Genomic DNA, 23,620 nt, shown 5'->3' with positions numbered 1-23,620 from the left:
GGTCTACCTTCCCCTACTGTAGTCAACTAGCCGGGCGGCAAGTAAGAGGTCCGGTGTACAGGGGATCTGGGGAGTTGGGGAACATGGCGGACCTGATGAAGGCGGCGGCGGACGGGAAGCCGGACGCGCCGGCCGGACGGGCGGAGAAACCCGGCCCGCAGCAGCGCAGCGTGCGGGTGGTGGTGCTCGCCCTGATGATCGCCATGCTGCTCGCCATGCTCGACAACCTGATCGTCGGCACCGCGATGCCGACCATCGTCGGTGACCTCGGCGGGCTGGAGCACCTCTCCTGGGTCGTCACCGCCTACACCCTGGCCACCGCGGCCTCCACCCCCATCTGGGGCAAGCTCGGCGACATGTACGGGCGCAAGGGCATCTTCCTCACGTCCATCGTGATCTTCCTGGTCGGCTCGGTCCTCAGCGGCATGTCCCAGGACATGGGCCAGCTGATCGGCTTCCGGGCCGTCCAGGGCCTGGGTGCCGGCGGTCTGATGGTCGGCGTCATGGCGATCATCGGTGACCTCGTGCCGCCCCGCGAGCGAGGCAAGTACCAGGGCATGATGGCCGGCGTGATGGCGGTCGCGATGATCGGCGGACCCCTGGTCGGCGGAACCATCACCGACCACCTCGGCTGGCGCTGGAGCTTCTACATCAACCTGCCGCTGGGCGCCGTCGCCCTGGCGATGATCACCGTCGTGCTGCACCTGCCCAAGCGGGAGCGCACCAAGGCGAAGGTCGACTACCTCGGGGCCGGACTGCTGACCGTCGGCATCACCGCGATCGTGCTGGTGACCACCTGGGGCGGCTCGGAGTACGACTGGAACTCCGCCGTCATCATGGAGCTCATCGCGATCGGCGTCGCCGCACTGGCCGGCTTCCTCTTCGTCGAGACCAAGGCCGCGGAACCGATCATCCCGCTCCACATCTTCCGCAACGCCAACTTCACGCTGATGTCCGTGGTCGGCTTCATGGCGGGCTTCGTGATGTTCGGCGCGGTGCTCTTCCTGCCGCTGTTCCAGCAGTCCGTCCAGGGCGCGTCCGCGACCAACTCCGGACTGCTGCTCCTGCCGATGCTCCTGGCGATGATGATCGTCTCGCTCATCGCCGGACGCGTGACCACCAGCAGCGGCCGGTACAAGATCTTCCCGATCATGGGCTCGATCCTGATGGTGACCGGTCTCTTCCTGCTCTCGCAGATGGACACCGGCACCAGCCGGTTCACCTCCGGCGTCTACATGGCGGTGCTCGGCGCGGGCATGGGCTTCCTGATGCAGATCACGATGCTCGTGGCGCAGAACAGCGTCGAGCTGAAGGACATGGGCGTCGCCTCGTCCTCCACCACCCTGTTCCGTACGCTCGGCAGCTCCTTCGGCGTCGCGATCATGGGCGCGCTGTTCACCGGACGGGTGAACGACGAGATGGCTGCCCGTGGCGGCGGGGGCGCCACCACGCACGGCGCCCAGCTGGACGCGGCGAGCCTGGCGAAGCTGCCGGTGCCGGTGCGTGAGGCGTACGAGTACGCGGTGGCGTCCGGCACCCACATCGCCTTCCTGGTGGGCGCCTCGGTCGGACTGGTCGCGGTGGTGGCCGCGCTGTTCGTCAAGGAGGTGCCCCTGCGGGGAACCGGCCCGGAGAAGGCCCCGGTGGCCGAAGCCGTGTGAGCGCATGCGGGACGAGGAGGCCGAGGGGTGCGTGCACCCCTCGGCCTCCTCGTATCCAGTGCGGACCGACCGTTCAGCGGTCGAGGTGCGCGCCGTCTCCCGTGGACTTCCTGCCTCCCGGCTCCGGGCCACGCTGTTCGCCCAGCTGGAGCATGGGGAAGCTGCCGGTGTCGGTCGGGGCGTGCTCGGGCAGCCACAGGACGGCGATCGCCCCGCCGGTGCCCTCGGCCGCACCTTCGGGGGCCGCGTTGCGGAAGGTCAGCCGGGCGCCGAGCACCCGGGCCTGACCGGCCGCGATCGTCAGGCCCAGCCCGTGCCCCTGCCCGGCCCGGTCGGCGGACCCGGTACGGAACCGGCTCGGCCCCTCCCGCAGCAGCGCCGCCGGGAACCCGGACCCGTGGTCGCGGACCCGCACCACCCGGCCCTCGACCGTGACCTCCACGGGCGTGGAGCCATGCTTGGCGGCATTGCCCAGCAGATTGAACAGGATGCGCTCCAGCCGGCGCGGATCGGTGCTGACCCACGACTCGTGGATCACCCGCACCCGCACCTCGGGGCCCAGCAGCGCCACCCGGCGGCTGACGAACTCGCCCAGCGCGAGCTGCTGCAGCTCGGCCCGCTCGGACGCGCTGTCCAGCCGGGCCACCTCCAGCACGTCCTCGACCAGCGTGCGCATCGCCTGCGCCCGGTCCCGTACGAGCTCGGTCGGGCGGCCCGGGGGCAGCAGCTCGGCCGCCGTCAGCAGACCGGTCACGGGGGTGCGCAGTTCGTGCGCGATGTCCGCGGTGACCCGGCGCTCGGCCTCGATGCGCTCGTTCAGCGCGTCCGTCAGGGCGTCCACCGCACCGGCCAGCTCATCGGTCTCGTCCCGCACGACCCCGCCGACGGCGTCCCCGACCCGTACATCGGTGTGGCCCTGAGCGACCCGTCCGGCAGCGGCCGCCGCCTTGCGCAGCCGGCGCGAGAGCTGGCCGCCGATCAGGACCCCCAGCGCGGAGCCGCCGAGGACCACCGAAACGGAGCCGATGATCAGGGCCCGGTCGAGATCGCCCATGATCGTGGTGGAGCGGTCGGCGAAGCGGGTGTGGAGCGAGAGCACGTCGCCGTTGGCCAGGGGGACCGCCGCCCAGACGTCGGGCACCCCGCCGCCGTCCTCGACATGCGTCGCGCGCCGGTGGCGCCGGATCTCCTGGCGCAGGCTCTTCGGCATCGTCGGATCATTGAGCTTCGCGCCGAAGCGGGGGTCGGCCTTCTTCGTCTTCGTCGCCTCGTAGAGGAGCTGGGCGTAGTTCAGCCGCTCCAGCTGGACCTCGCGCGCGTTCTCCAGCATGGAGACCCTGGCGGCGTTGTGGACGACCAGGCTCAGCGCGATCGCGATCAGGGCGCCGACCGACGCGATCGCGATGCTGATCTTCCAGCGGACACCCGTCCGCAGGGCCGGGCGCCTCATGCCCTGAGCTTGTAGCCGAAGCCGCGGACCGTCTCGATCCGGTCCTGGCCGACCTTCGTGCGCAGCCGCTGGACATGGACGTCCACGACCCGGGTGTCCCCGCCCCAGCCGTAGTCCCAGACCCGCTCCAGCAGCTTGTCGCGGGAGAGCACCGTGCCGGGGGCGGACGAGAACTCCAGCAGCAGCCGCATCTCGGTGGGGGTCAGCCCCACCTGCTCGCCGCCCTTGCGGACCTCCATGCCCTCGGTGTCGATCTCCAGGTCGCCGAAGACGAGCACCCCGCCCTCGGACCCGGCCGCCGTCTCGCCGCCGGCCGCCCCGCCCGATGCGTGGCCGAAGCGGCGGAGCACGGCCCGGATCCTGGCGACCAGGACCGCGCCGTCGAACGGCTTCGTGACGTAGTCGTCGGCGCCCGCCTCCAGGCCGAGCACCACGTCGATCGAGTCGGCCCGGGCCGAGAGCATGATCACCGGAACCGTCGACTCGTCCCGGATGCGCCGGCAGAGGCTGACCCCGTCCAGACCGGGCACCATCACATCGAGCAGCGCGATGTCGGGCCGGTCCCTGCGGAACGCCTCGAGACCGAGGAGGCCGTCGGGCATCGCGGTGACCACGAAGCCGTCCCGCTCCAGCGCCAGCTGGGTGGCCTCGCGGATGACGTCGTCGTCCTCGACGAACAGGACATGGGTCTCGGCCATCGGACTGCTCTCAGTTCTTCGTCGGTTCGGTGGGCTCGGGGAAGTCCCCGTCTCCTGCTCCGACGGCTCTGTTGAAGTCGTTGTGCACCCGGTCCTGCTCGGTGAACCGGCTGCTCGCCCAGTGGTACGTGATCACTTCCTCGCCCGACGGGTAGGCGACCGCGTCCTTCTTCCCGTACACCTGCGTCGTCACCACGAGATCGCCGCGGTCGATGGTCCCGTAGACCGCGGGCTGCTCGATGGCGAACACGTTCTCGTACGTGCCGTCGGGCCGCGGCCGGTACACATAGGTGCCCACGCCGACCGAGTCGCCGCAGGTCATCACGTTCACCACGACATCGGCCGAGGGGCCGCCGGTCAGGCTCCCGTACGAGGTGTCCACCGGGTACTCGTCACCGGTGCAGGGCTTCAGCGCGGTCCTGACCCGCTCGCTCACCCGGGCATCCGCCTTGAGCAGCCCCACCGGGTCGACCCGGGGCGCCGGCCGCGCCGCGGCCGGGGCCGTCGTGCTCGGTGTGACCTGGGCGACCGGCTGAGTGCCGGCCGGGCCCTCGTCACGCGTGCCCGTGCCTCCCGTGGAACAGCTGACGGCGAACAGCCCGAAAACGGCGAGCCCGGCCAGAGCCGTACTGCTCGCCGCCCAGCCGGTCAGCAGGCGTCCGCGCCTGCCACCGGCCCCGTCCCTCGTGGGTTCCCCGGTGACCGTGCCGCCGCTCCCGCCGCCGCCCTCACCGCTGCCTGTCAGGCCGCGCACCGCTCCCGCCCCCGCTCATCGTGACGCCCCTCGGGGGGCGCCCCTGCCCGTGCCCGCGAGCGCACCGGGGTCCGGGGCGCCGCGACGCGGACCTCCGCCCCGCGCTCCCCGTCCTCACGGATCCGCTCCGCACGGCTCGCCGCTTCCCTGCTCTCCAGCTCCTGGCGCAGTCGCGCCAGCGCCCGGTGCAGGGTGCTCTTCACCGTACCGGCCGACATGCCGAGCGCCGCGGCCGTCTCCTCCGTGCTCATCTGTTCCCAGTGTCGCAGTACGACCACGCTGCGCTGCTTGGGAGCCAGCACGCCCAGGACGTCCATCAGCAGGGCGCGGTCGGCGCGCTGCTCGGTGCCGTCCTCGACGCTGGCGTCGGGGAGCTGCTCGGTGGGGACCTCGTCCAGCTTGCGGGCACGCCACCACTCGGTACGGGTGTTGATCATGACGCGGCGCAGATAGGCGTCGGCCAGGGACTTGTCGGCGATGCCGTCCCAGCGGCCGAAGGTGCGGGCCAGAGCGGTCTGCAGCAGGTCCTGCGCGTCCACGGGATCGGGCACGAGCCGACGCGCACTGCGCAGCAGCGCGTCCTGCCGAGTACGTACGTACTCTTCGAAACCGAGCACCTCACCCTGCGCCATGACAACCGCCTCCGTCCCCGTGAAACCCCGTAGAACCACCGCCAGCCGCCTGGTCGTCGGGCTGACTTCGGTGACGCTACGGAGCGGTTGTCACGAGGCTGTGCGGAGCAGCCGTACGCCGACGCACGGCTGCCCATCGGTTGTGTAACAGCGCAGGAGGAGAGGGACAAAGACCCCGCGGAAGCGGAGCGGGGCCGCCCGGTCCGTCAGGTCAGCGGCAACCGGTACTGGCCACCCGCCAGCGGTTCGACCAGGCCGTCGGAGACCAGGCCGTCCAGCGCGCGGGCCCGCTGCACCGGCTCCTCCCACACCGCGTCGAGCGCCGACTGCGGCACCGGAGTCACCGACTCGCGCAGCACCGCGAGCAGCCTGCCGCGCACCTGCCGGTCCGTACCGGCGTAGGTCTGGCCGCGGCGCGGCGGTCCCTGGTGTGCGGGCTTGCCGGCCAGCCGCCAGGCGCACTGCTGCGCGATCGGGCAGCGCGAGCAGTCCTCGTTCTTGGCGGTGCAGACGAGGGCGCCGAGTTCCATCGTCGCGGCCGCCCACTGGGCCGCCTGCTCGTCCTCGTCCGGCAGCAGGGCGCGGGCGAGCTTGCGTTCGGCGGCGGTGGTCGCGTTCGGCGGGTACTGGATGCCGGAAGCGGCCCGGGCGAACACCCTGCGGACGTTCGTGTCGAGGACGGCGTGCCGCTGCCGGTAGGCGAACGAGGCCACGGCCGCAGCCGTGTACTCGCCGATCCCGGGCAGGGCGAGCAGCTGGGCGTGCTCGCTCGGCACGTCACCGCCGTGCCGTTCCGTTATGGCCTGGGCGGCCCCGTGCAGCCGCAGGGCCCGCCGGGGGTAGCCGAGCCGGCCCCAGGCACGGACCGCCTCGCCCGGCGGTTGGGCTGCGAGGTCGGCGGGTCGCGGCCAGCGGGCCAGCCACTGCTCGTACACCGGGAGGACCCGGTTGACGGGGGTCTGCTGCAGCATGAACTCACTCACCATCACACCCCAGGCGCCCGCTTCGGGGCGGCGCCAGGGCAGATCGCGGGCGTGCTGGTCGAACCACCCGATGACGGGAGTGTGGAGGGAGGTGGGGGGCGTCTGTGTCGCAGTCGTAGCAGTCATCGCACCGTCGATCCTGGCATGGAAGTGCAGACGAGGGTCAGGGGCACGGGGGTGTCGCCCCTCATAAGAGCCCTTGGAGTGATAGGGCCCCCGTCTTTCCCCCGCCCTGCCGGACTCGCGTTCCGGCAAGTGGCCGCACGCCCCGCGAGCCGTTGCGGCAACTGGCCCATGCCCCTCACACGACAGTCGCTATACGTGTCCATCCGAACACCGAGAGTTGCTATGCGGCGGTCCGAGGTGCGAACGGGGGGTTCCGGGATGATGATCCGCCAAACTCGGCGTCCTGAGGCGGCGGGTGGGGCGGGAGTTGGAGCCGTTCTCTCGTACAGTTTGCGCCGTGGGATCTTTGCGTAATCCGATCGGGCCGCTTCCCTCCACCATCTACTGGCGACGGAGGGCGGTAGCGGCGACGCTGATTGCGCTGCTCGCGTTGCTGGTCGTATGGGCCGTCACCAACGGTGGCGGCAAGGGGAATCATGACGACTCACGGGCCCCCGGCTCGGGGCCCACGGACTCGATCACCCCGGGGCCCTCCGGCTCCGGACCGGCCATCAGTGAACAGCCGGGCGGGCGCGACGAGTCGGGCGACACCGGTGGCAGCGACGGGGGCAGTGGCGGCAGTTCGGACGCGGGCCCCGGCGGAACGGGTGGCGGATCGGGTGGCGGGACGAACGGCTCCGGCAACGGCTCGGCCACAGAGGCCGGTTCCGGTGCGAGCGGCGGTTCGGGCGGTGTGACCTCGGGGCAGCAGCTCCCGGCCGGCTCCTCGCTCCCCACCTGCGCACCTGCGGCTCTGCAGCTGACCCTGAAGACGGAACTGCGGTACGAGCCCGGTCAGAAGCCGAAGTTCCGGCTGATCGCCAAGAACACCTCTTCCACCGCGTGCAAGGCCGACTTCGGCCCGAAGTCCGCGGTCCTCACCGTCACGGAAGCCGGCGGTGACGACGAGGAGGTGTGGTCCTCCAAGGACTGCCCGCGCAACGCGGTCGCCGTACTGCTGAAGGTGCCGGCGGGCGCGACCGTCGAGCACGCCGTGGAGTGGGACCGCGCGAAGAGCGCCCCGAAGTGCGCGACGCCGCCCGCGGGGGCCGTGGGCCCCGGTACGTACCTGGTCGAGGCGAAGGCCCCGGGCGAGCCCGTGCAGCGCGCGTCGTTCGTCCTCGCGAAGGACTGACCGCAGGACTGACCGCAGGACTGGCCGCAGGACCGGCCGCGGCGGACCGGCCGCGGCGGACCGGCCGCGGCGGACCGGCCGCGGCGGATCGGCCGCGCAGGGCCGGCGGCGAGGACGGGCGGGCGGGGAGAGCTGGAGGCGCAGGGCCGGGGGTGGGGCGAAGGCCCGGGCGCCCCTGGGCCCCGGGGTGTGGCCCGGAGGCCGCCGCAGCCCCCGCTACACGTACCGCTCGAGGATCGACGACTCCGCCAGCCGCGACAGCCCCTCGCGCACGCTGCGCGCCCGTGCCTCGCCGACGCCGTCCACCGTCTGGAGGTCGTCGACGCTCGCGGCGAGCAGCTTCTGCAGGCCGCCGAAGTGCTCCACCAGCCGGTCGATGATCGCCCCGGGCAGCCGCGGCACCTTCGCCAGCAGCCGGAAGCCGCGCGGCGACACCGCGGAGTCGAGCGTCTCCGGAGAGCCGCTGTAGCCCAGCGCCCGCGCCACGACCGGAAGTTCGAGAAGCTCGGTGTGGGAGAGCGCGTCCAGCTCGGTGAGCGCCTCCGCCACCGTGCGCGAGCGCTTCGCGGTCGGCTCCGGCACGTAGTCACGCACGACCAGCTCGCGCTCCGGCTCCACGCCCGCGATCAGCTCGTCTAGCTGCAGCGAGAGGAGCCGGCCGTCGGTCCCGAGCTCCACCACGTACTCCGCGATCTCGGTCGCGATCCGGCGGACCATCTCCAGGCGCTGGGCGACGGCCGTCACGTCCCGGACCGTCACGAGGTCTTCGATCTCCAGCGCGGAGAGCGTGCCCGCGACCTCGTCGAGCCGGAGCTTGTACCGCTCCAGCGTGGCGAGCGCCTGATTGGCGCGGGAGAGGATCGCGGCGGACTCCTCGAGGACCCGGCGCTCCCCGTCCACGTACAGCGCGATGAGGTGCATCGACTGCGAGACCGAGACGACCGGGAAGTTGCACTGCTTGGAGACCCGGTCCGCCGTGCGGTGCCGGGTGCCCGTCTCCTCGGTGGGGATCGACGCGTCCGGGACCAGCTGGACGCCGGCCCGCAGGATCTTGGTCATGTCCTTGTCGAGGATCAGTGCCCCGTCGAGCTTGGCGAGCTCGCGCAGCCGGGTCGCGGTGAATTCCACGTCCAGCACGAAGCCGCCGGTGCACATGGACTCGACGGTCCGGTCCATGCCGAGCACGATCAGTCCGCCGGTGTTGCCGCGGAGGATGCGCTCCAGGCCGTCCCGCAGGGCCATTCCGGGCGCGACGGCGGTCAACGAGGCGCGCATCAGCGCCTCGTTACCGGTGCTTTGGCCGGACTTTCCGGGCGATGCTGCCCGGTCGCTGGCTGCCACTGCACTCCTCCGGTCACAGGTTTGCGGTGCCCTCAGGGCTCTCCGCTCGGATCAGGTCCGGTCCGGGCGAAAGACCCTACGTCCCTCATACCGTTCGTACGGACGGGCGAGACCAGGGCAAAGTCTACCGGCGTGCGCCGTCCTCCTGTGGGGCCTGTGTACGAGAGCGGCGCGGGAGCACCCTGAGCGCGTCGCCCATGTTGGCGACTTCTGTGACCTTCATACCGGCCGGGACCTTCCCCGGATCGGTCGGAACCAGTGCGTGGGTGAAGCCGAGACGGTGGGCCTCGGCCAGTCGGCGCTGGACCCCGGTCACCCTCCTGACCTCGCCCGCGAGGCCCACTTCACCGATCGCCACCAGGTTCTTCGGCAGCGGTGTGTCGCTCGCCGCGCTGGCCAGGGCGAGCGCGATCGCGAGGTCCGCGGCGGGCTCGGAGAGCTTCACGCCGCCGACCGTGGCGCTGTAGATGTCCCGCTTGCCCAGCGAGCTGATCCGGCCGCGCTGCTCCAGCACGGCCAGCATCATCGACACCCGGGACGTCTCGAGCCCCGAGGTGGTGCGCCGGGGCGAGGGGATCTGGGAATCGACGGTGAGTGCCTGCACCTCGGCGACCAGGGGGCGCTTGCCCTCCAGGGTGACGGTCAGGCAGGTGCCGGGCACCGGCTCGTCGCGGCGGGTGAGGAAGAGGCCGGAGGGGTCGGCGAGGCCGGTGATGCCCTCGTCGTGGAGCTCGAAGCAGCCGACCTCGTCGGTCGCCCCGTAGCGGTTCTTGACGCCGCGCACGAGCCGGAGCCGGGCATGCCGGTCACCCTCGAAGGACAGCACCACGTCGACCAGGTGCTCCAGCAGCCGGGGACCGGCGATCGCGCCGTCCTTGGTGACGTGGCCGACCAGCAGGGTCGACATGCCGCGCTCCTTGGAGGCGCGGATCAGTGCGCCCGCCACCTCGCGGACCTGCGCCATCCCGCCGGGCGCGCCCTCGATCTCCGGGGAGGCGACGGTCTGTACGGAGTCCAGGACGAGCAGGGACGGCTTGACGGCGTCCAGGTGGCCGAGGACCGCGGACAGGTCGGTCTCCGCGGCCAGGTACAGATGGTCGTTGATGGCGCGGATCCGGTCGGCGCGCATCCTGACCTGGCTCGCCGACTCCTCGGCCGTGACGTACAACGTGCGGTGCTCGTCGCTCGCGGCCTTGGCCGCCACGTCCAGCAGCAGCGTGGACTTCCCCACGCCCGGCTCGCCCGCGAGCAGCACGACGGCGCCGGGCACCAGGCCGCCGCCCAGCACCCGGTCCAGCTCTCCGACGCCCGTCGAGCGGGCGGTGGCCTGGCGGCTGTCGACCTGGCCGATGGGGAGCGCGGCGGTGGAGACGCGGCCGGCCGCCGTGGTGCGCACCGCGGGGGCGCCGCCGAACTCCTCGACCGTCCCCCACGCCTGGCATTCGGGGCAGCGGCCGAGCCACTTGGCGGTCGTCCAGCCGCATTCGGTGCAGCGGTAGGACGGCCGGTCCTTCGCGGATTTCGTACGGGCAGCCATGGCGCCACCGTATAGGTGGGGTCGGACAGTGGGGCCCGGCGCGGTGCGCGCGCGGGGAGCCGCCGTCACCGGCGGCGGGGCGCGGAATCACGCATTCCTGTCCCTTATTGAGCGATACGTTCACCCGTAAGGGTTAAATGTGCTCAAGGGGTGCTAGGGGCATGCCCCGCCCTGCCTACGGTCGCAAGGTGACGAGCAGCAGGCTGGAGACCCCGACGAACACCCCCGGCGCACACCGGGCGCAACACCGTGCGCCCCAGACCTCGCCGAAGCAGTCGAAGCAGCCCAAGCAGCCGCCTGCCCGTTACGAGCCGCATCTCGACGGCCTGTTCACGTACTGCCTCTCCGTGCTCTGCGACCACGACGCCGCCACCGAGGCGCTCGGCGGCGTACTGGCGCTGGCCGAGCGGCAGGGCGGCCGGTGCCCCACCGACGAGGAGGAGCGCAGGACCTGGCTGTACGCGCTGGCCAGGTGGATGTGCCTGCGCAGGCTCGGCGAGCAGAAGCACGGCCGCCGCGCGCACCGCAGGCCCGACGGCCCGCAGGCGCGCAGGCAGTCCTCCCGGCCGCAGGACGACCACCGCGGTCCCGCCGCACCGGCAGCCCGCGCGGGACGGCGCACGCCCGCGCCCGCGCACGCCTCGAAGACCGCGACCGCGCCACCCCACACCCCCGGCGGCCCCCTCACGCCCTCCGCGCCCCGGCAGCCCGCCACCCCCGGGCACGTCGCGGCCCCGGAGAGCCCCGCGGCCGCCGAAGCGCACCGCCGCGAGCTGGCCCAGTTGGCCTGGCCCGAGGCGGCGGGCACCACCCCCGAACAGCGCGAGGCGCTGGAGCTTGCGGTGCGCCACCACCTCACCCCGCGCGCGGTCGCCGCCGTCCTCGGGCTGGAACCCGCGACCGCCCGGGAGCTCCTGGCCGCGGCCGCCTGCGAGGTGGAACGGACGCGGGCCGCCCTCGCCGTCGTGGAGAAGGGCAACTGCCCCACGGTCGCCAGGCTCACCGGTGACCGCCGCATGCTGCTCTCCGCCACCCTGCGCCGTGAGCTCGTACGGCATGTGGACGACTGCCCGAGCTGCCGCCGCGCGGCCGAGCGGGCCGGAGCGCAGGGCCCCTGGCCGGGGGCCGCGGTCACGCCTGCGGCCGCGCTGGCGGTCGTCGAGGCGCCGCGCCCCTCCGCCTATGTGGCGATGATCCACGCCCAGAAACATCAGAAGAATCGGTCCGCCACTCCCCGGTTCGACCGGACGGGCTTCCCGATGGACCCCAAGGACCACGCCGCGCGCCGGGACCGGCTGCGTTCCAGGGTCATGACGACGACGGTCGTCGTCACGGTCGTCGCCGCCCCCGTGATCGCCCTGTGGTCCGCCTACCGGGGCGCGCCCCTCACCGGCGAGGGGCGCGACGGTTCGGCGGTCACCGCGGCCGACACGGACGCCGGCCGCGGGACCGACGACCCGTACGGCCACTACGAGAACGCGGGCAACGCCCGCCCCGAGCCCGGCGCCCCCTTCACGGACGGCGACCGCCTCCCGGGCGTCTCCGCCGAGGTCATCAGCGGGGGAGCGGACGGGGAGGGCGGAGCGGCGGGCGCGGGCCGCCTCACCGTCGAGGCCCGGTCCTCCGGCGGTACGACGACGATCACGCTCACCGCCTCGAAGGCGGGCCCGGTCGTCTGGTCGGCCGGCACGGGTCAGTCCTGGCTGCGCCTGAGCAGCACCTCGGGGACGCTCGCGGCGGGCGGCAGTGTCACGCTCCGCGTCCTCGTGGACCACGCGCGCGAACCCGCCGGGTCCTGGACGGCACGGGTCACCATCGCCCCGTCGGGGTCGGTCGTGGCGATGCACGGGCACGGGGGGCGGGTGCCGACCGCCGTGCCGCGGCCGCCCCTGCCGGGCGGCCCGTCCCGTCCGCACCCGCCCGTTCCGCAGGACCCGTCGCCGTCCTCGCCGCATCCCGATCCGACGCCGACGCCGACGCCGACGCCGACTCCCGACCCGACGGGCGGCACTCCCACGGATCCGGGTTCACCGAGCCCGTCGCCGGACCCGACGACGGACTCCCCGTCCCCGTCGGACCCGGGCAAGGGCCCGAGCCTCCCGCCGGCGGCGGACTGACGAACCCCCACCCGGGGGACTACGCCGGGTCCGCCGGGTGGGGCGCCATCGGGAGCAGCGAGGAGAGCCGCTCCTCGCAGAGCTCGACCAGCCGGTCGTACGCCGGCTTGCCCATCAGCTCCGTGAGCTCCGGCCGGTACGACACGTACACCGGCTCGCCGGCACCGTGCGCCGACGTCGCCGACGTGCACCACCAGTGCAGGTCATGGCCGCCCGGTCCCCAGCCCCGGCGGTCGTATTCACCGATCGACACCTGGAGCACCCGCGTGTCGTCGGGCCGGTCGATCCAGTCGTACGTACGCCGGACCGGCAGCTGCCAGCACACGTCCGGCTTCGTCTCCAGGGGCTCCTTGCCCTCCCGCAGCGCCAGGATGTGCAGGGAACAGCCCGCCCCCGCGGCAAAGCCGGGACGGTTCTGGAAGATGCAGGACCCCTCCCAGCGCCGTGTCTGGCGCTCCCCGTCCTCATCGGTCTGCACCCAGCCCGACTCCGTACCCACGTCGTGGAACTGCCACAGGTCCGGGGTGAGACGGGCCACGTGACCGGCCACCCGCTTCTCGTCGTCCTCGTCGGAGAAGTGGGCGCCGAGCGTGCAGCAGCCGTCGTCCGCCCGCCCGGCCTGGATGCCCTGGCAGCCACTGCCGAAGATGCAGGTCCACCTGGACGTCAGCCAGGTCAGGTCGCAGCGGAAGACCTGCTCGTCGTCGGCTGGGTCGGGGAACTCGACCCACGCCCGCGCGAAGTCGATCCCCGTCTCGTCGGGCCCCTCGGGCCCCTGTGTCTCCGGCTGCTGCATCTCCTGCTTCGTCTTCTGCTTCTCAGTGACTTTGCCCGGCTTCGCCTTTTTCGTCTTTGGCACGCGCCCAGAGTAAGTCGGGCAGGCGCATGGACGGGTCACCGTGCGCCGGTCCGTCCCGGGCCGTGGCCGCAGTAGCGTTCCGTACATGAGACTCGGAGTCCTCGACGTGGGGTCGAACACGGTTCATCTGCTGGTGGTCGACGCGCATCCCGGCGCCCGGCCGCTGCCCGCGCACTCGCACAAGGCGGAGCTGCGCCTGGCCGAACTCCTAGACGGGGACGGGGCCATCGGCCCGCTCGGCGTGGACCGCCTGGTGACGACGATCGCCGGTGCGCTCCAGGCCGCCGAGGACAAGGGCTGCGAGGACGTGCTGGCGTTCGCCACCTCCGCGGTGCGTGAGGCGAGCAACGCCGACGAGGTGCTGACGAGGGTGCGCGACGAGACCGGCGTCGACCTCGCCGTCCTCAGCGGTACGGAGGAGGCCCGCCTGACCTTCCTCGCCGCGCGGCGCTGGTTCGGCTGGTCGGCGGGCAAGCTGCTGGTCCTTGACATCGGCGGCGGCTCGCTGGAGATCGCGTACGGCATGGACGAGGAGCCGGACGCGGCCGTGTCGCTGCCGCTGGGCGCGGGCCGCCTCACGGCCGGCTGGCTGCCCGGCGATCCGCCGGACCCGGCACGGGTGAAGGAGCTGCGCCGCCACGTACGGGCGCGGATCGCCCGCAGCGTCGGCGAGTTCACCCGCTTCGGCCGCCCCGACCACGTCGTGGCCACGTCCAAGACCTTCAAGCAGCTCGCCAGGATCGCGGGCGCCGCGCGCTCCGCGGAGGGGCTGCACGTACAGCGCGCCCTCAGCCGCAAGGCCCTGGAGGAGTGGGTGCCGAAGCTGGCCGTGATGACGGTCGAGGAGCGCGGCAGGCTGCCGGGCGTCTCCGAGGGCCGGTCCGCCCAGCTGCTGGCCGGTGCGCTCGTCGCGGAGGGTGCGATGGACCTCCTCGGCGTCGAGGACCTGGAGATCTGCCCCTGGGCGCTGCGCGAGGGAGTGATCCTGCGCCGCCTGGACCACCTGCCGTCCACCGAGGACGTCGCCCTGAACTGACGGGCCGCCCCCGGGGCGCGGCCCCGTGATGGCCCTTCTCACTTTCGGCCGGACTCCCTCGGCGACGCGCACCGCTGCCCGTACGCTGTCTGCGTGGCAGAACCAGTGGTGCGCGTCCCGGATGCGAAGGTCGCCCTGTCGACGGCCTCGGTCTATCCGGAGTCGACGGCGACGGCCTTCGAGATCGCCGCGCGCCTGGGGTACGACGGCGTCGAGGTCATGGTCTGGACCGACCCCGTCAGCCAGGACATCGAGGCGCTGCGCCGGCTCTCCGACTACCACCAGGTGCCGATCCTGGCCGTTCACGCCCCCTGTCTGCTGATCACGCAGCGGGTCTGGTCCACCGATCCCTGGGTCAAGCTCCAGCGGGCCCGCGCCGCGGCGGAGAAGCTCGGCGCGTCGACCGTCGTCGTCCACCCGCCGTTCCGCTGGCAGCGGGGTTACGCGCGTGACTTCGTCACCGGCATCTGGCGGATGGCGGACGAGACCGATGTGCGGTTCGCCGTCGAGAACATGTACCCGTGGCGCTACCGGGACCGCGAGATGCTCGCGTACGCCCCCGACTGGGACGTCACCAACGACGACTACCGCCACTTCACCGTCGACCTGTCGCACACCTCGACGGCGCGCACGGACGGCATGGCCATGGTCGACCGGATGGGCGACCGGCTGGCCCACGTCCACCTGGCCGACGGCAAGGGCTCCGCAAAGGACGAGCACCTGGTGCCCGGCCGCGGCGACCAGCCCTGTGCGGAACTGCTGGAGCGGCTGGCCCGCACCGGCTTCGACGGCCATGTCGTCATCGAGGTCAACACCCGCCGCGCGATGTCCACCGCCGAACGCGAGGCCGACCTGGCCGAGGCGCTGGCCTTCACCCGGCTGCACCTCGCCACCTCGGCGCAGGTGCCGCGCCCATGACCCCGGGCGCCGAAGCCCCGGGCCCCAGGCGCCGCGGCCGCCCCGCCCGCACCACGGCGACCCCCGGGCCCGACGCGCGCACCCGCATCCTGGAGGCCGCCCGCGCCGAATTCGCCGAACGCGGCTACGACAAGACGTCGGTCCGCGGCATCGCGAAGGCGGCGGGCGTGGACGCCGCGCTGGTCCATCACTACTTCGGTACGAAGGACGAGGTCTTCGCCGCCGCGATCGAGCTCTCCTTCGAGCCCGCCCTGGTGATCCCGGCCATCCTGGGCAGCGACAAGGAGGGCCTGGGGGAGCGGCTGGCGCGCTACTTCATCGCGGTCTGGGAGAACCCGGCGTCCAGGACCCCGCTGCTCGCGGTCCTGCGGTCGGCCCTGACCCACGAGGCGGCGGCGAACGTCCTGCGCGGGTTCGTCCTGCGCCGGCTGCTGGGCCGGATCGCGGAACAGCTCGACGTACCCGACCCCACGTTCCGCGCGGAGCTGGCGGCCTCCCACATGGTCGGCATCGCGATGCTCCGGTACGTGCTCCGGGCGGAGCCCCTGGCATCGGCGGACCCGGAGAAGATCATCGCGATGGTGGCCCCGACCTTGCAGCGCTACCTGACGGACTCGAGCCCGGATTCAGGCCCCTCCGGCGGTTGAGGAGCGGAGCCCTGAACCCCCGCGCCGCACCGCCCCCGCCGCGCCACCCCGCTCACCCTCTGAGCACCCAATCCCGCATTCCGGACACCCCGTCCAGATCCTGGCACCACAGGCGTACGCTCGAAGCCAGTCTTTTCTGTCGAAGGAGCGAGAGACGATGCCCCAGCTGAGGTCCCGCACTGTCACCCACGGCCGCAACATGGCGGGCGCGCGCGCCCTTATGCGCGCCTCGGGCGTAGCGAGCGAGGACATCGGCAAGCCGATCATCGCGGTCGCCAACTCGTTCACCGAGTTCGTCCCCGGCCACACCCACCTCGCCCCGGTCGGCCGGATCGTCTCCGACGCGATCAAGGCGGCGGGCGCGGTTCCCCGCGAGTTCAACACGATCGCGGTGGACGACGGCATCGCCATGGGCCACGGCGGCATGCTCTACAGCCTGCCCTCCCGTGACCTCATCGCCGACAGCGTCGAGTACATGGTCGAGGCGCACTGCGCCGACGCCCTGATCTGCATCTCGAACTGCGACAAGATCACCCCGGGCATGCTGATGGCCGCGATGCGCCTCAACATCCCCACGGTCTTCGTCTCCGGCGGCCCGATGGAGGCCGGAAAGGCCACCCTCGTCGACGGCACGGTCCGCAAGCTCGACCTGGTCAACGCGATCAGTGACGCGGTGGACGAGAGCATCTCCGACGAGGACATCCTCCGCATCGAGGAGAACGCCTGCCCCACCTGCGGCAGCTGTTCCGGCATGTTCACCGCCAACTCGATGAACTGCCTGACCGAGGTCCTCGGCCTCTCCCTCCCCGGCAACGGCTCGGTCCTCGCCACGCACACCGCCCGCAAGGCGCTGTACGAGGACGCCGGCCGGACGGTCGTCGAGATCACCAAGCGCTACTACGAGCAGGACGACGAGACGGTCCTGCCCCGCTCCATCGGCACCCGCGCCGCGTTCGACAACGCGATGGCGCTGGACATCGCCATGGGCGGCTCGACCAACACGATCCTGCACCTGCTGGCCGCCGCCGAGGAGGCGGAGCTGGCGTACGACCTGGACGACATCAACGAGGTCTCGCGCCGGGTCCCGTGCCTGTCCAAGGTCGCGCCCAACGTGGCCCCCGGTGGCACGTACTACATGGAGGACGTCCACCGGGCCGGCGGCATCCCCGCCCTCCTCGGTGAGCTCCACCGCGGTGGCCATCTCAACGAGGACGTGCACTCTGTGCACTCCGACACGCTCGCCGAGTGGCTCAAGAACTGGGACGTCCGCGGCGGCTCGCCGTCCCCCGAGGCCGTCGAGCTGTGGCACGCGGCTCCGGGCTGTGTCCGTTCCGCGACCGCCTTCTCGCAGTCCGAGCGCTGGGACACCCTGGACCTGGACGCGGCGGGCGGCTGCATCCGCGACGTGGAGCACGCGTACTCCAAGGACGGCGGCCTCGCGGTCCTCAAGGGGAACATCGCCGTGGACGGCTGCGTCGTGAAGACAGCCGGCGTCGACGAGTCGATCTGGACCTTCGAGGGTCCGGCGGTCGTCTGCGAGTCCCAGGAGGAGGCCGTCGACAAGATCCTCCGCAAGGAGATCACGCACGGCGACGTCGTCGTCATCCGTTACGAGGGCCCGCGCGGCGGCCCCGGCATGCAGGAGATGCTCTACCCCACCTCCTTCCTCAAGGGCCGCGGCCTCGGCAAGACCTGTGCGCTGATCACCGACGGCCGCTTCTCCGGCGGCACGTCGGGCCTGTCCATCGGCCACGCCTCGCCCGAGGCGGCGTCCGGCGGCACGATCGCGCTCGTGGAGGACGGCGACCGGATCCGGATCGACATCCCGAACCGCTCGATCGAGCTGCTCGTGTCCGACGCAGACCTGGCCACCCGTCGCGAGGCGCTGAACGGCGTGTACGCGCCGAAGAACCGCGAGCGCAAGGTCTCGGCGGCGCTGCGCGCCTACGCGGCCATGGCGACGAGCGCGGACCGCGGCGCCGTCCGCGACGTCTCCAAGCTGGGCTGAGCCACCCGCGCCCGGCCCCTCTCGGCCGAGCCACCCGCGCCCGGCCCCTCTCCGGAGGGGCCGGGCGCGGCGCGTGGGGCGTGGGGTCCGGGGAGTCCGTTGCGGGTCAGGGGGCCATCGTGGCGCCTCCGGGCCTACCTGCGGCGGGCCTTCTTCGCCCTGGCCGTCTTACGGGCCGCCGGGTTGCCGGTGCGGGACGAGCGGCGCTTCGCGAACCTGACCTGGGCGGCCTCGTACTCCGCGCGCCGGAGCTTCTCGCCCGGTGCCTCGGTGAACGTACGGAAGAAGTACGCGAGGAGCGAGCCGACGAAGCCGATGGTCTTGAGGCCGCGCAGCGCGTCCTCGCGGCCCGGGTCGGCGGGGCGGCGGCCGAAGCCCTCCCACGTCCTGCGGAAGGCGACGGCGCTGCAGATGGCGAACATCACGACGACCAGCAGGCCGACGAGGCTGCCGACATCGGCGATCTCCAGGCCCTGGTAGGCGAAGCGCAGCACGAAGCAGGAGGCGACCGCGGCGGCGAGTGAACCGATGCCCGCACCCACGCGGCGGAGCCCGTAGTTGCCGTCGTGGGCGACCCAGGTCGTGCCGAAGAAACGGAGGGGCTCGGGCTGCGGGCCGGGGGCCGTCGCGGGGGCGTCGGTGGGCTTCGCGCCCGACTCGCTGGCGCCTGGAGCCGTGCCGTCGGGGGTGTCGCTGTTCTCGGTCACGGGATCGAGTATCCCAGGGCGCACCGCGGTCCGGCCCTGTCAGCCGTGCGCGGCTGTCCGTTCCGTCGGCGCAGTGCGCCGCTGTGAGGGCGATGGAGATCTCCGGCTCCAGGAGGGGTGCCAGATATTGCCGGCCTGGGCGCCGCGCCCCCTCCCGCGCCCCGGCCTTCGGCCCGAGGCGCCCATGTCGTCGCCGTGGAGCCGGGTTCCGGCATGGCGGCCGAACCGCACCGGGCCCTGCCGCACGTCCCGCTGGTACGCGGCGACGGCAATGGCCTCCCTGCGCCACGTCCTCGGCCGGCCTGATCACGTACGCCCGGTCCTGGCACTGGACCGGCCCCGCCCGCTCCGCCCGACGAGGAGCGCGCACACCTCGCAGACCTCTTCCCGGACGGCACGGTCGAGGAGGCGTACGTCGTCGACCTGAACGTGGCCATCGGCTGACGGCCCGCCGGTCTGACGGCGCCGGATCCCTTGACGCCGGCGCCCACCGGGATCAAAATTCATCACATGATGAATTCTTCGCCGGTCGCCATCGAGGCCCGTGGCCTCACCGTCGTACGAGGCAGCCGCACCGTCCTGAAGGGCCTCGACTTCACCGTCGAACCCGGAAGGATCACCGGCCTCCTCGGCCCCTCCGGCTGCGGCAAATCCACCCTGATGCGGGCCGTCGTCGGCACCCAGGCCAAGGTCACCGGCACCCTCGACGTCCTCGGCCGGCCGGCCGGCGACCCCACCCTCCGGCCGCGGATCGGGTACGTCACCCAGGCCCCGTCCGTCTACACCGACCTCACCGTCCGGCAGAACCTCGACTACTTCGCGGCCATCCTCCAGCCGGGCCGCCGGCACCGCGACGCCCGCCGCGAGGCCGTCACCCGCGCCGTCACCGAGGTCGACCTGTCCAACCACGCCGATGACCTCGCCGGCACCCTCTCGGGCGGCCAGCGCACGCGCGTCTCCCTCGCCGTGGCCCTGCTCGGCACCCCTGAACTGCTCGTGCTCGACGAGCCCACCGTCGGCCTCGACCCGGTGCTCCGGCGCGACCTCTGGCACCTCTTCCACAGCCTCGCCGCCGACCGCGGCACCACCCTGCTCGTCTCCTCCCACGTCATGGACGAGGCCGAGCGCTGCCACCGGCTGCTCCTGATGCGCGAAGGCGAGATCCTCGCCGACGACACCCCCGAGGCCCTGCGCGGGGACGCCGGCACCGACACCGTCGAAGAAGCCTTCCTCCACCTGGTCGACGCGGCCGCCACCCGTCAGGAGAACGCCCGATGAGCACCACGACCACCACCACCCCGCCCCTGAGCGCCGCCCGCACCCTCGCCACCGCCGGCCGCGTCCTGCGCCAGCTGGCACACGACCCGCGCACGATCGCGCTCCTCCTGCTGATCCCGGTCGTGATGATCACGCTGCTGCGGTACGTGTTCGACGGCAGCCCGCGGACCTTCGACTCCATCGGAGCCTCGCTCCTCGGCATCTTCCCGCTGATCACTATGTTCCTCGTGACCTCGATCGCCACCCTGCGCGAGCGCACCTCCGGCACCCTGGAGCGGCTCCTCGCCATGCCGCTCGGCAAGGGCGACCTGATCGCCGGTTATGCCCTGGCCTTCGGTGCGGTCGCCATCGTCCAGTCGCTCCTGGCCACGGCCCTCTCGGTCTGGGCCCTCGGTCTGGACGTCACCGGATCGCCGTGGCTGCTGCTCCTGGTCGCCCTGCTCGACGCCCTCCTCGGCACGGCGCTCGGCCTGTTCGTCTCCGCCTTCGCCGCTTCCGAGTTCCAGGCCGTCCAGTTCATGCCGGCCGTGATCTTCCCGCAGCTCCTGCTCTGCGGACTCTTCATCGCCCGGGACCGGATGGCCCCCGTCCTCGAAGCGATCTCGAACGTCCTCCCCATGTCGTACGCCGTCGACGGCATGAACGAGGTCCTCCATCACACCGCCGTCACCGGCGACTTCATCCGCGACATCGCGATCGTGGCCGGCTGCGCCCTCCTCGTCCTCACCCTCGGCGCGGCCACCCTCCGCCGCCGCACCGCCTGACGGCCCGGTGCGAGGATGGCGCCACGAGAATCGTGAGCACCGCCCGGAGGGTGAACCGCATGACCCAGACAGTTGCAGTCCTCGGCACCGGCAAGATCGGCGAGGCCCTGCTCAGCGGCATGATCCGGGCCGGCTGGCGCCCGGGGAACCTCCTGGTCACCACCCGCCGCTCCGAGCGGTCCGCCGAGCTCCACGACCGATACGGCGTCGACGCGGTCAGCAACGCCGAGGCCGCCAAGCGCGCCGACATCCTCATCCTGGCGGTCAAGCCCCAGGACATGGGCCGCCTCCTCGACGAACTCTCCCCGCACCTCACGGCCGACCGCCTGGTCATCAGTGCCGCGGCCGGCATCACGACCGCCTTCTTCGAGGAGCGCCTCACCGCGGGCACCCCGGTGGTCCGCGTCATGCCGAACACCCCCGTCCTGGTCGACGAGGGCATGTCCGTCATCTCCGCGGGCAGCCACGCCACCACCGATCACCTCGCCACTACTGAGGCGATCTTCGGCGGGGTGGGCAAGACCCTGCGCGTCCCGGAGTCCCAGCAGGACGCGGCCACCGCGCTCTCCGGCTCGGGCCCCGCCTACTTCTACTTCCTCGTCGAGGCGATGACGGACGCGGGCATCCTGCTCGGCCTGCCCCGCGCCCAGGCCCACGACCTCATCGTGCAGGCCGCCATCGGCGCCGCCGTGATGCTCCGCGACAGCGGCGAACACCCGGTCAAGCTCCGCGAGGCCGTCACCAGCCCGGCCGGCACCACCATCAGCGCCATCCGCGAACTGGAGAACCACGGCGTACGCGCCGCCCTCATCGCGGCCCTCGAAGCCGCCCGCGACCGCAGCCGTGAGCTCGCCTCCGGCAACGGCTGAGCCAGGCCCTACTCCGCGGCAGCGATCAGCTCCGCACTGCGCACCACCTTCGCGAACCCACCGCCGTGCAACGTCACGGCGGTGGCCCGCGCCAGCTCCTCCGCACCGAGCGTCCACCCCCATGGGCCGGTCGCGTCGAAGGTGTACGTCGCATCAAGCGCGAAGAACACCTCATAACCGAGGTTCCCCGCCATCCGCGCCGTCGTCTCCGCGCACATATTGGTCTGGATCCCGGCCACCACGATCTGCCGCACCCCGGCCGCGCTCAGCCAGGCCCCCAGATCCGGTGTCCCGTAGAACGCCGAGTTCACACTCTTCGTGAGAAACAGTTCCGCCCCGCCGCCCTTCCCCCGCCGCTCCTCCACATACGGCTTGAAGGCATTGCCCGGATATCCCACCCTCAACGGCGAATCGGCCTTGGGCGAGTCATGCCGTACGAAGACGACGGGCCGCCCGCTCGACTGCCAGGCATCGATCAGCCCGGCAATGTTCTCGTCCGCCGCAGGATTGTTCCGCGGCCCCCAGTACGCCTCCTCCTCGAATCCCACCTGCACGTCCACCACGACCAGCGCTGCGTTCTCCGCGATCTCCATGACCACGATCCTGCCGCTCCGGAGCCTGGACACCCAGAGGTCACAAAGCCATCGACCGATGCTTTACTGCCAGCATGACCTCGACCGGCGGCCCCTCCGCCCACACCCCCTCCCGGATCGCCCTCGTCGCGTTCCCCGGGGTGCGGGCGTTCGACGTCTCCGTCATCACGGAGGTGTGGGGTGTGGACCGTACGGACCGCGGGGTCCCCCCGTTCGTCCTGCGCCGCACCGCGCCCACCCCCGCCCCCATCCCGCTGCGCGGGGGTCTCTCCCTGACCCCCGACCGCACGCTGAGCTGGCTGGCCCGGGCCGATCTGATCGTCGTCCCGGGGCTCGACGACCATGTGACTCCGGCGCCCGAACCGGTCCTCGAAGCCCTGCGCCGCGCCCATGCCCGGCACACCCCGATCGCCGCCCTCTGCGGAGGTGCCTTCACGCTGGCCCAGGCGGGCCTCCTCGACGGACGCCGCGCGGTCACCCACTGGAACCTCACTGACCTGCTGCGCACCGGCCATCCCGCGGTGAAGGTCGTCCCGGACGCCCTGTTCGTCCACGACGACAACCTCTGGACGTCAGCCGGCACAGCGGCCGGTATCGACCTCTGCCTCCACCTCGTACGGACCACCCATGGCGCCGAAGCCGCAGCGACGATCGCGCGCTCGATGGTGACGGCCCCTTTCCGTACCGGCACGCAGGCCCAGTTCATCGAGCACCCCACGCCGCACACCGACCGCGACGCCGACTCGCTCGCTGCCGTACGCACCTTCGCCCTGACCCGTCTGGCGGAACCGCACACGATCGCGGACCTGGCGGGCATGTCCGCGCGCTCCTTCGCCCGCCACTTCCAGGCGAGCACCGGCACGACTCCTCTGCGCTGGCTGATCACCCAGCGCGTCGCCGCAGCTCAGAAGCTGCTCGAGCGCACCGACCTCCCCCTGCCCGAGGTGGCCCGCCGCACGGGCTTCGGCAGCGAGATCACCATGCGCCAGCACTTCGCCACCCACCTGGGCACCAGCCCCCGCGACTACCGCCTCGCCTTCCACCGCTCCCCGGCGAGGACGGGGGTTGACACGCCCCATCCGCATCCGTAGTGTGCTCCGAGTTGTCCGACGTGAGCGCCGACCCCGGTCGGTCCCCGGACAGCCATTCCGCAATAACCACAACGAGCGAGCGACCACTGTCGCCTGTCTTTGTGTGCGCATTCGCGAAATGAGGAATCCACGTTCGAAAGAACGTGACCCCGATTAGCGTCGAGGCACCGGATTCCGCTACTGTCTCACTCGTCGGAACGGCCCAACAGCCGGGAAGACAAGCCCCACTGACTGGGAATCAGGCCCGAGAGGATCTGATAGAGTCGGACTCGCCGGAAAGGGAAGCGCGAAAGCGAAGAACTGGAAAGCGAAAATGCGAGGCCCGCTTCGACCGGGAATCGGACACGAAAGAGTCTGATAGAGTCGGAAACGCAAGA

Annotated in this window: 21 protein-coding genes and 1 pseudogene; 12 read left to right on the top strand and 10 right to left on the bottom strand. The window is 72.1% G+C overall.

The window, feature by feature from the left end; translation table 11 throughout:
* The first annotated feature begins 83 nt into the window (after nucleotides 1–83).
* Entirely contained in the window at nucleotides 84–1,661 is a 1,578-nt protein-coding gene (locus ACFYPA_RS13610; protein ID WP_359080558.1) for an MDR family MFS transporter, read from the top strand.
* A gap of 73 nt (nucleotides 1,662–1,734) precedes the next feature.
* On the opposite strand, the gene cseC is transcribed toward ACFYPA_RS13610, so the two are convergent.
* From cseC to ACFYPA_RS13585, 5 genes are all read right to left on the bottom strand, one after another.
* A complete protein-coding gene (gene cseC, locus ACFYPA_RS13605; protein WP_359318227.1) occupies nucleotides 1,735–3,111 on the bottom strand; it encodes a two-component system sensor histidine kinase CseC in 1,377 nt (458 codons plus the stop codon).
* Nucleotides 3,108–3,809: a two-component system response regulator CseB gene (cseB, locus tag ACFYPA_RS13600; protein WP_359080554.1), complete on the bottom strand. Its 702-nt coding sequence runs from the start codon at nucleotides 3,807–3,809 to the stop codon at nucleotides 3,108–3,110. The genes cseC and cseB overlap by 4 nt, the downstream gene beginning before the upstream one ends.
* A 10-nt stretch (nucleotides 3,810–3,819) precedes the next feature.
* Nucleotides 3,820–4,563, bottom strand: a complete 744-nt coding sequence (locus ACFYPA_RS13595; protein WP_389131766.1) for a hypothetical protein — start codon at nucleotides 4,561–4,563, stop codon at nucleotides 3,820–3,822.
* On the bottom strand, nucleotides 4,551–5,195 hold the full coding sequence (locus tag ACFYPA_RS13590; RefSeq protein WP_359080552.1) for a SigE family RNA polymerase sigma factor: 645 nt from the start codon (nucleotides 5,193–5,195) through the stop codon (nucleotides 4,551–4,553). Before ACFYPA_RS13590 ends, ACFYPA_RS13595 begins: the two co-directional genes overlap by 13 nt.
* A 206-nt stretch (nucleotides 5,196–5,401) precedes the next feature.
* Nucleotides 5,402–6,304, bottom strand: coding sequence for an A/G-specific adenine glycosylase (locus tag ACFYPA_RS13585; protein WP_359080550.1), 903 nt, complete (start codon nucleotides 6,302–6,304; stop codon nucleotides 5,402–5,404).
* A 337-nt stretch (nucleotides 6,305–6,641) separates the two neighbouring features.
* Here ACFYPA_RS13585 and ACFYPA_RS13580 point away from each other — a divergent pair, with 337 nt between their 5' ends.
* A complete protein-coding gene (locus ACFYPA_RS13580) occupies nucleotides 6,642–7,478 on the top strand; it encodes a hypothetical protein (protein WP_359354205.1) in 837 nt (278 codons plus the stop codon).
* 216 nt (nucleotides 7,479–7,694) lie between these two features.
* On the opposite strand, the gene disA is transcribed toward ACFYPA_RS13580, so the two are convergent.
* Both disA and radA read right to left on the bottom strand, forming a co-directional pair.
* Nucleotides 7,695–8,819: a DNA integrity scanning diadenylate cyclase DisA gene (gene disA, locus ACFYPA_RS13575; RefSeq protein WP_359080546.1), complete on the bottom strand. Its 1,125-nt coding sequence runs from the start codon at nucleotides 8,817–8,819 to the stop codon at nucleotides 7,695–7,697.
* Nucleotides 8,820–8,943: 124 nt separating this feature from the next.
* The gene (gene radA, locus ACFYPA_RS13570) at nucleotides 8,944–10,356 is read right to left on the bottom strand and encodes a DNA repair protein RadA (protein ID WP_359080544.1); all 1,413 of its coding nucleotides are present in this window, start codon (nucleotides 10,354–10,356) and stop codon (nucleotides 8,944–8,946) included.
* Nucleotides 10,357–10,493: 137 nt separating this feature from the next.
* On the opposite strand from radA, the gene ACFYPA_RS13565 reads away from it, so the two are divergent.
* The gene (locus tag ACFYPA_RS13565) at nucleotides 10,494–12,473 is read left to right on the top strand and encodes a hypothetical protein (RefSeq protein ID WP_389131761.1); all 1,980 of its coding nucleotides are present in this window, start codon (nucleotides 10,494–10,496) and stop codon (nucleotides 12,471–12,473) included.
* Between the two features lie 19 nt (nucleotides 12,474–12,492).
* Here ACFYPA_RS13565 and ACFYPA_RS13560 read toward each other — a convergent pair whose 3' ends face one another.
* Entirely contained in the window at nucleotides 12,493–13,332 is an 840-nt protein-coding gene (locus ACFYPA_RS13560) for a hypothetical protein (protein WP_359080540.1), read from the bottom strand.
* A gap of 85 nt (nucleotides 13,333–13,417) precedes the next feature.
* Here ACFYPA_RS13560 and ACFYPA_RS13555 point away from each other — a divergent pair, with 85 nt between their 5' ends.
* The 4 genes from ACFYPA_RS13555 (at nucleotide 13,418) to ilvD (ending at nucleotide 17,941) form a co-directional block, all read left to right on the top strand.
* Entirely contained in the window at nucleotides 13,418–14,368 is a 951-nt protein-coding gene (locus ACFYPA_RS13555; protein ID WP_359080538.1) for a Ppx/GppA phosphatase family protein, read from the top strand.
* A 105-nt stretch (nucleotides 14,369–14,473) separates the two neighbouring features.
* Entirely contained in the window at nucleotides 14,474–15,286 is an 813-nt protein-coding gene (locus ACFYPA_RS13550) for a sugar phosphate isomerase/epimerase (RefSeq protein WP_359081066.1), read from the top strand.
* Nucleotides 15,283–15,933, top strand: a complete 651-nt coding sequence (locus ACFYPA_RS13545; RefSeq protein ID WP_359080536.1) for a TetR family transcriptional regulator — start codon at nucleotides 15,283–15,285, stop codon at nucleotides 15,931–15,933. Before ACFYPA_RS13550 ends, ACFYPA_RS13545 begins: the two co-directional genes overlap by 4 nt.
* 157 nt (nucleotides 15,934–16,090) lie before the next feature.
* Nucleotides 16,091–17,941, top strand: coding sequence for a dihydroxy-acid dehydratase (gene ilvD, locus ACFYPA_RS13540; RefSeq protein ID WP_359080534.1), 1,851 nt, complete (start codon nucleotides 16,091–16,093; stop codon nucleotides 17,939–17,941).
* 134 nt (nucleotides 17,942–18,075) lie between these two features.
* On the opposite strand, the gene ACFYPA_RS13535 is transcribed toward ilvD, so the two are convergent.
* Nucleotides 18,076–18,648 (bottom strand): hypothetical protein, encoded by a 573-nt coding sequence (locus ACFYPA_RS13535; protein WP_359354209.1) that lies wholly within the window; start codon nucleotides 18,646–18,648, stop codon nucleotides 18,076–18,078.
* A gap of 117 nt (nucleotides 18,649–18,765) precedes the next feature.
* On the opposite strand from ACFYPA_RS13535, the pseudogene ACFYPA_RS13530 reads away from it, so the two are divergent.
* From ACFYPA_RS13530 to proC, 4 genes and pseudogenes are all read left to right on the top strand, one after another.
* Nucleotides 18,766–19,025 (top strand): annotated as a pseudogene (locus ACFYPA_RS13530) (SAM-dependent methyltransferase); the annotation flags it as partial.
* A 133-nt stretch (nucleotides 19,026–19,158) separates the two neighbouring features.
* On the top strand, nucleotides 19,159–19,926 hold the full coding sequence (locus ACFYPA_RS13525) for an ABC transporter ATP-binding protein (RefSeq protein ID WP_389131756.1): 768 nt from the start codon (nucleotides 19,159–19,161) through the stop codon (nucleotides 19,924–19,926).
* A complete protein-coding gene (locus tag ACFYPA_RS13520) occupies nucleotides 19,923–20,690 on the top strand; it encodes an ABC transporter permease (protein WP_359080529.1) in 768 nt (255 codons plus the stop codon). The genes ACFYPA_RS13525 and ACFYPA_RS13520 overlap by 4 nt, the downstream gene beginning before the upstream one ends.
* A gap of 59 nt (nucleotides 20,691–20,749) precedes the next feature.
* Nucleotides 20,750–21,559, top strand: a complete 810-nt coding sequence (gene proC / locus ACFYPA_RS13515; RefSeq protein ID WP_389131752.1) for a pyrroline-5-carboxylate reductase — start codon at nucleotides 20,750–20,752, stop codon at nucleotides 21,557–21,559.
* Nucleotides 21,560–21,567: 8 nt separating this feature from the next.
* Here proC and ACFYPA_RS13510 read toward each other — a convergent pair whose 3' ends face one another.
* Nucleotides 21,568–22,152: a cysteine hydrolase family protein gene (locus ACFYPA_RS13510; protein ID WP_359080525.1), complete on the bottom strand. Its 585-nt coding sequence runs from the start codon at nucleotides 22,150–22,152 to the stop codon at nucleotides 21,568–21,570.
* Between the two features lie 74 nt (nucleotides 22,153–22,226).
* On the opposite strand from ACFYPA_RS13510, the gene ACFYPA_RS13505 reads away from it, so the two are divergent.
* Nucleotides 22,227–23,243: a GlxA family transcriptional regulator gene (locus tag ACFYPA_RS13505; RefSeq protein WP_389131749.1), complete on the top strand. Its 1,017-nt coding sequence runs from the start codon at nucleotides 22,227–22,229 to the stop codon at nucleotides 23,241–23,243.
* Nucleotides 23,244–23,620 lie beyond the last annotated feature (377 nt).

Origin of the sequence: Streptomyces sp. NPDC005775, assembly GCF_042871565.1 — a bacterium.
Lineage (GTDB): Bacteria > Actinomycetota > Actinomycetes > Streptomycetales > Streptomycetaceae > Streptomyces.
The sequence above is the reverse complement of the archived record's forward strand: the minus strand, read 5'-3'. Positions and strand labels throughout refer to the sequence as shown.

Coding starts and splice junctions, on each gene's coding strand:
- ACFYPA_RS13610 (WP_359080558.1), top strand. CDS start 84: ATGGCGGACCTGATGAAGGCGGCGGCGGACGGGAAGCCGGACGCGCCG.
- cseC (WP_359318227.1), bottom strand. CDS start 3,111: ATGAGGCGCCCGGCCCTGCGGACGGGTGTCCGCTGGAAGATCAGCATC.
- cseB (WP_359080554.1), bottom strand. CDS start 3,809: ATGGCCGAGACCCATGTCCTGTTCGTCGAGGACGACGACGTCATCCGC.
- ACFYPA_RS13590 (WP_359080552.1), bottom strand. CDS start 5,195: ATGGCGCAGGGTGAGGTGCTCGGTTTCGAAGAGTACGTACGTACTCGG.
- ACFYPA_RS13585 (WP_359080550.1), bottom strand. CDS start 6,304: ATGACTGCTACGACTGCGACACAGACGCCCCCCACCTCCCTCCACACT.
- radA (WP_359080544.1), bottom strand. CDS start 10,356: ATGGCTGCCCGTACGAAATCCGCGAAGGACCGGCCGTCCTACCGCTGC.
- ACFYPA_RS13565 (WP_389131761.1), top strand. CDS start 10,494: ATGTGCTCAAGGGGTGCTAGGGGCATGCCCCGCCCTGCCTACGGTCGC.
- ACFYPA_RS13555 (WP_359080538.1), top strand. CDS start 13,418: ATGAGACTCGGAGTCCTCGACGTGGGGTCGAACACGGTTCATCTGCTG.
- ACFYPA_RS13545 (WP_359080536.1), top strand. CDS start 15,283: ATGACCCCGGGCGCCGAAGCCCCGGGCCCCAGGCGCCGCGGCCGCCCC.
- ilvD (WP_359080534.1), top strand. CDS start 16,091: ATGCCCCAGCTGAGGTCCCGCACTGTCACCCACGGCCGCAACATGGCG.
- ACFYPA_RS13525 (WP_389131756.1), top strand. CDS start 19,159: ATGATGAATTCTTCGCCGGTCGCCATCGAGGCCCGTGGCCTCACCGTC.
- ACFYPA_RS13520 (WP_359080529.1), top strand. CDS start 19,923: ATGAGCACCACGACCACCACCACCCCGCCCCTGAGCGCCGCCCGCACC.
- proC (WP_389131752.1), top strand. CDS start 20,750: ATGACCCAGACAGTTGCAGTCCTCGGCACCGGCAAGATCGGCGAGGCC.
- ACFYPA_RS13510 (WP_359080525.1), bottom strand. CDS start 22,152: ATGGAGATCGCGGAGAACGCAGCGCTGGTCGTGGTGGACGTGCAGGTG.
- ACFYPA_RS13505 (WP_389131749.1), top strand. CDS start 22,227: ATGACCTCGACCGGCGGCCCCTCCGCCCACACCCCCTCCCGGATCGCC.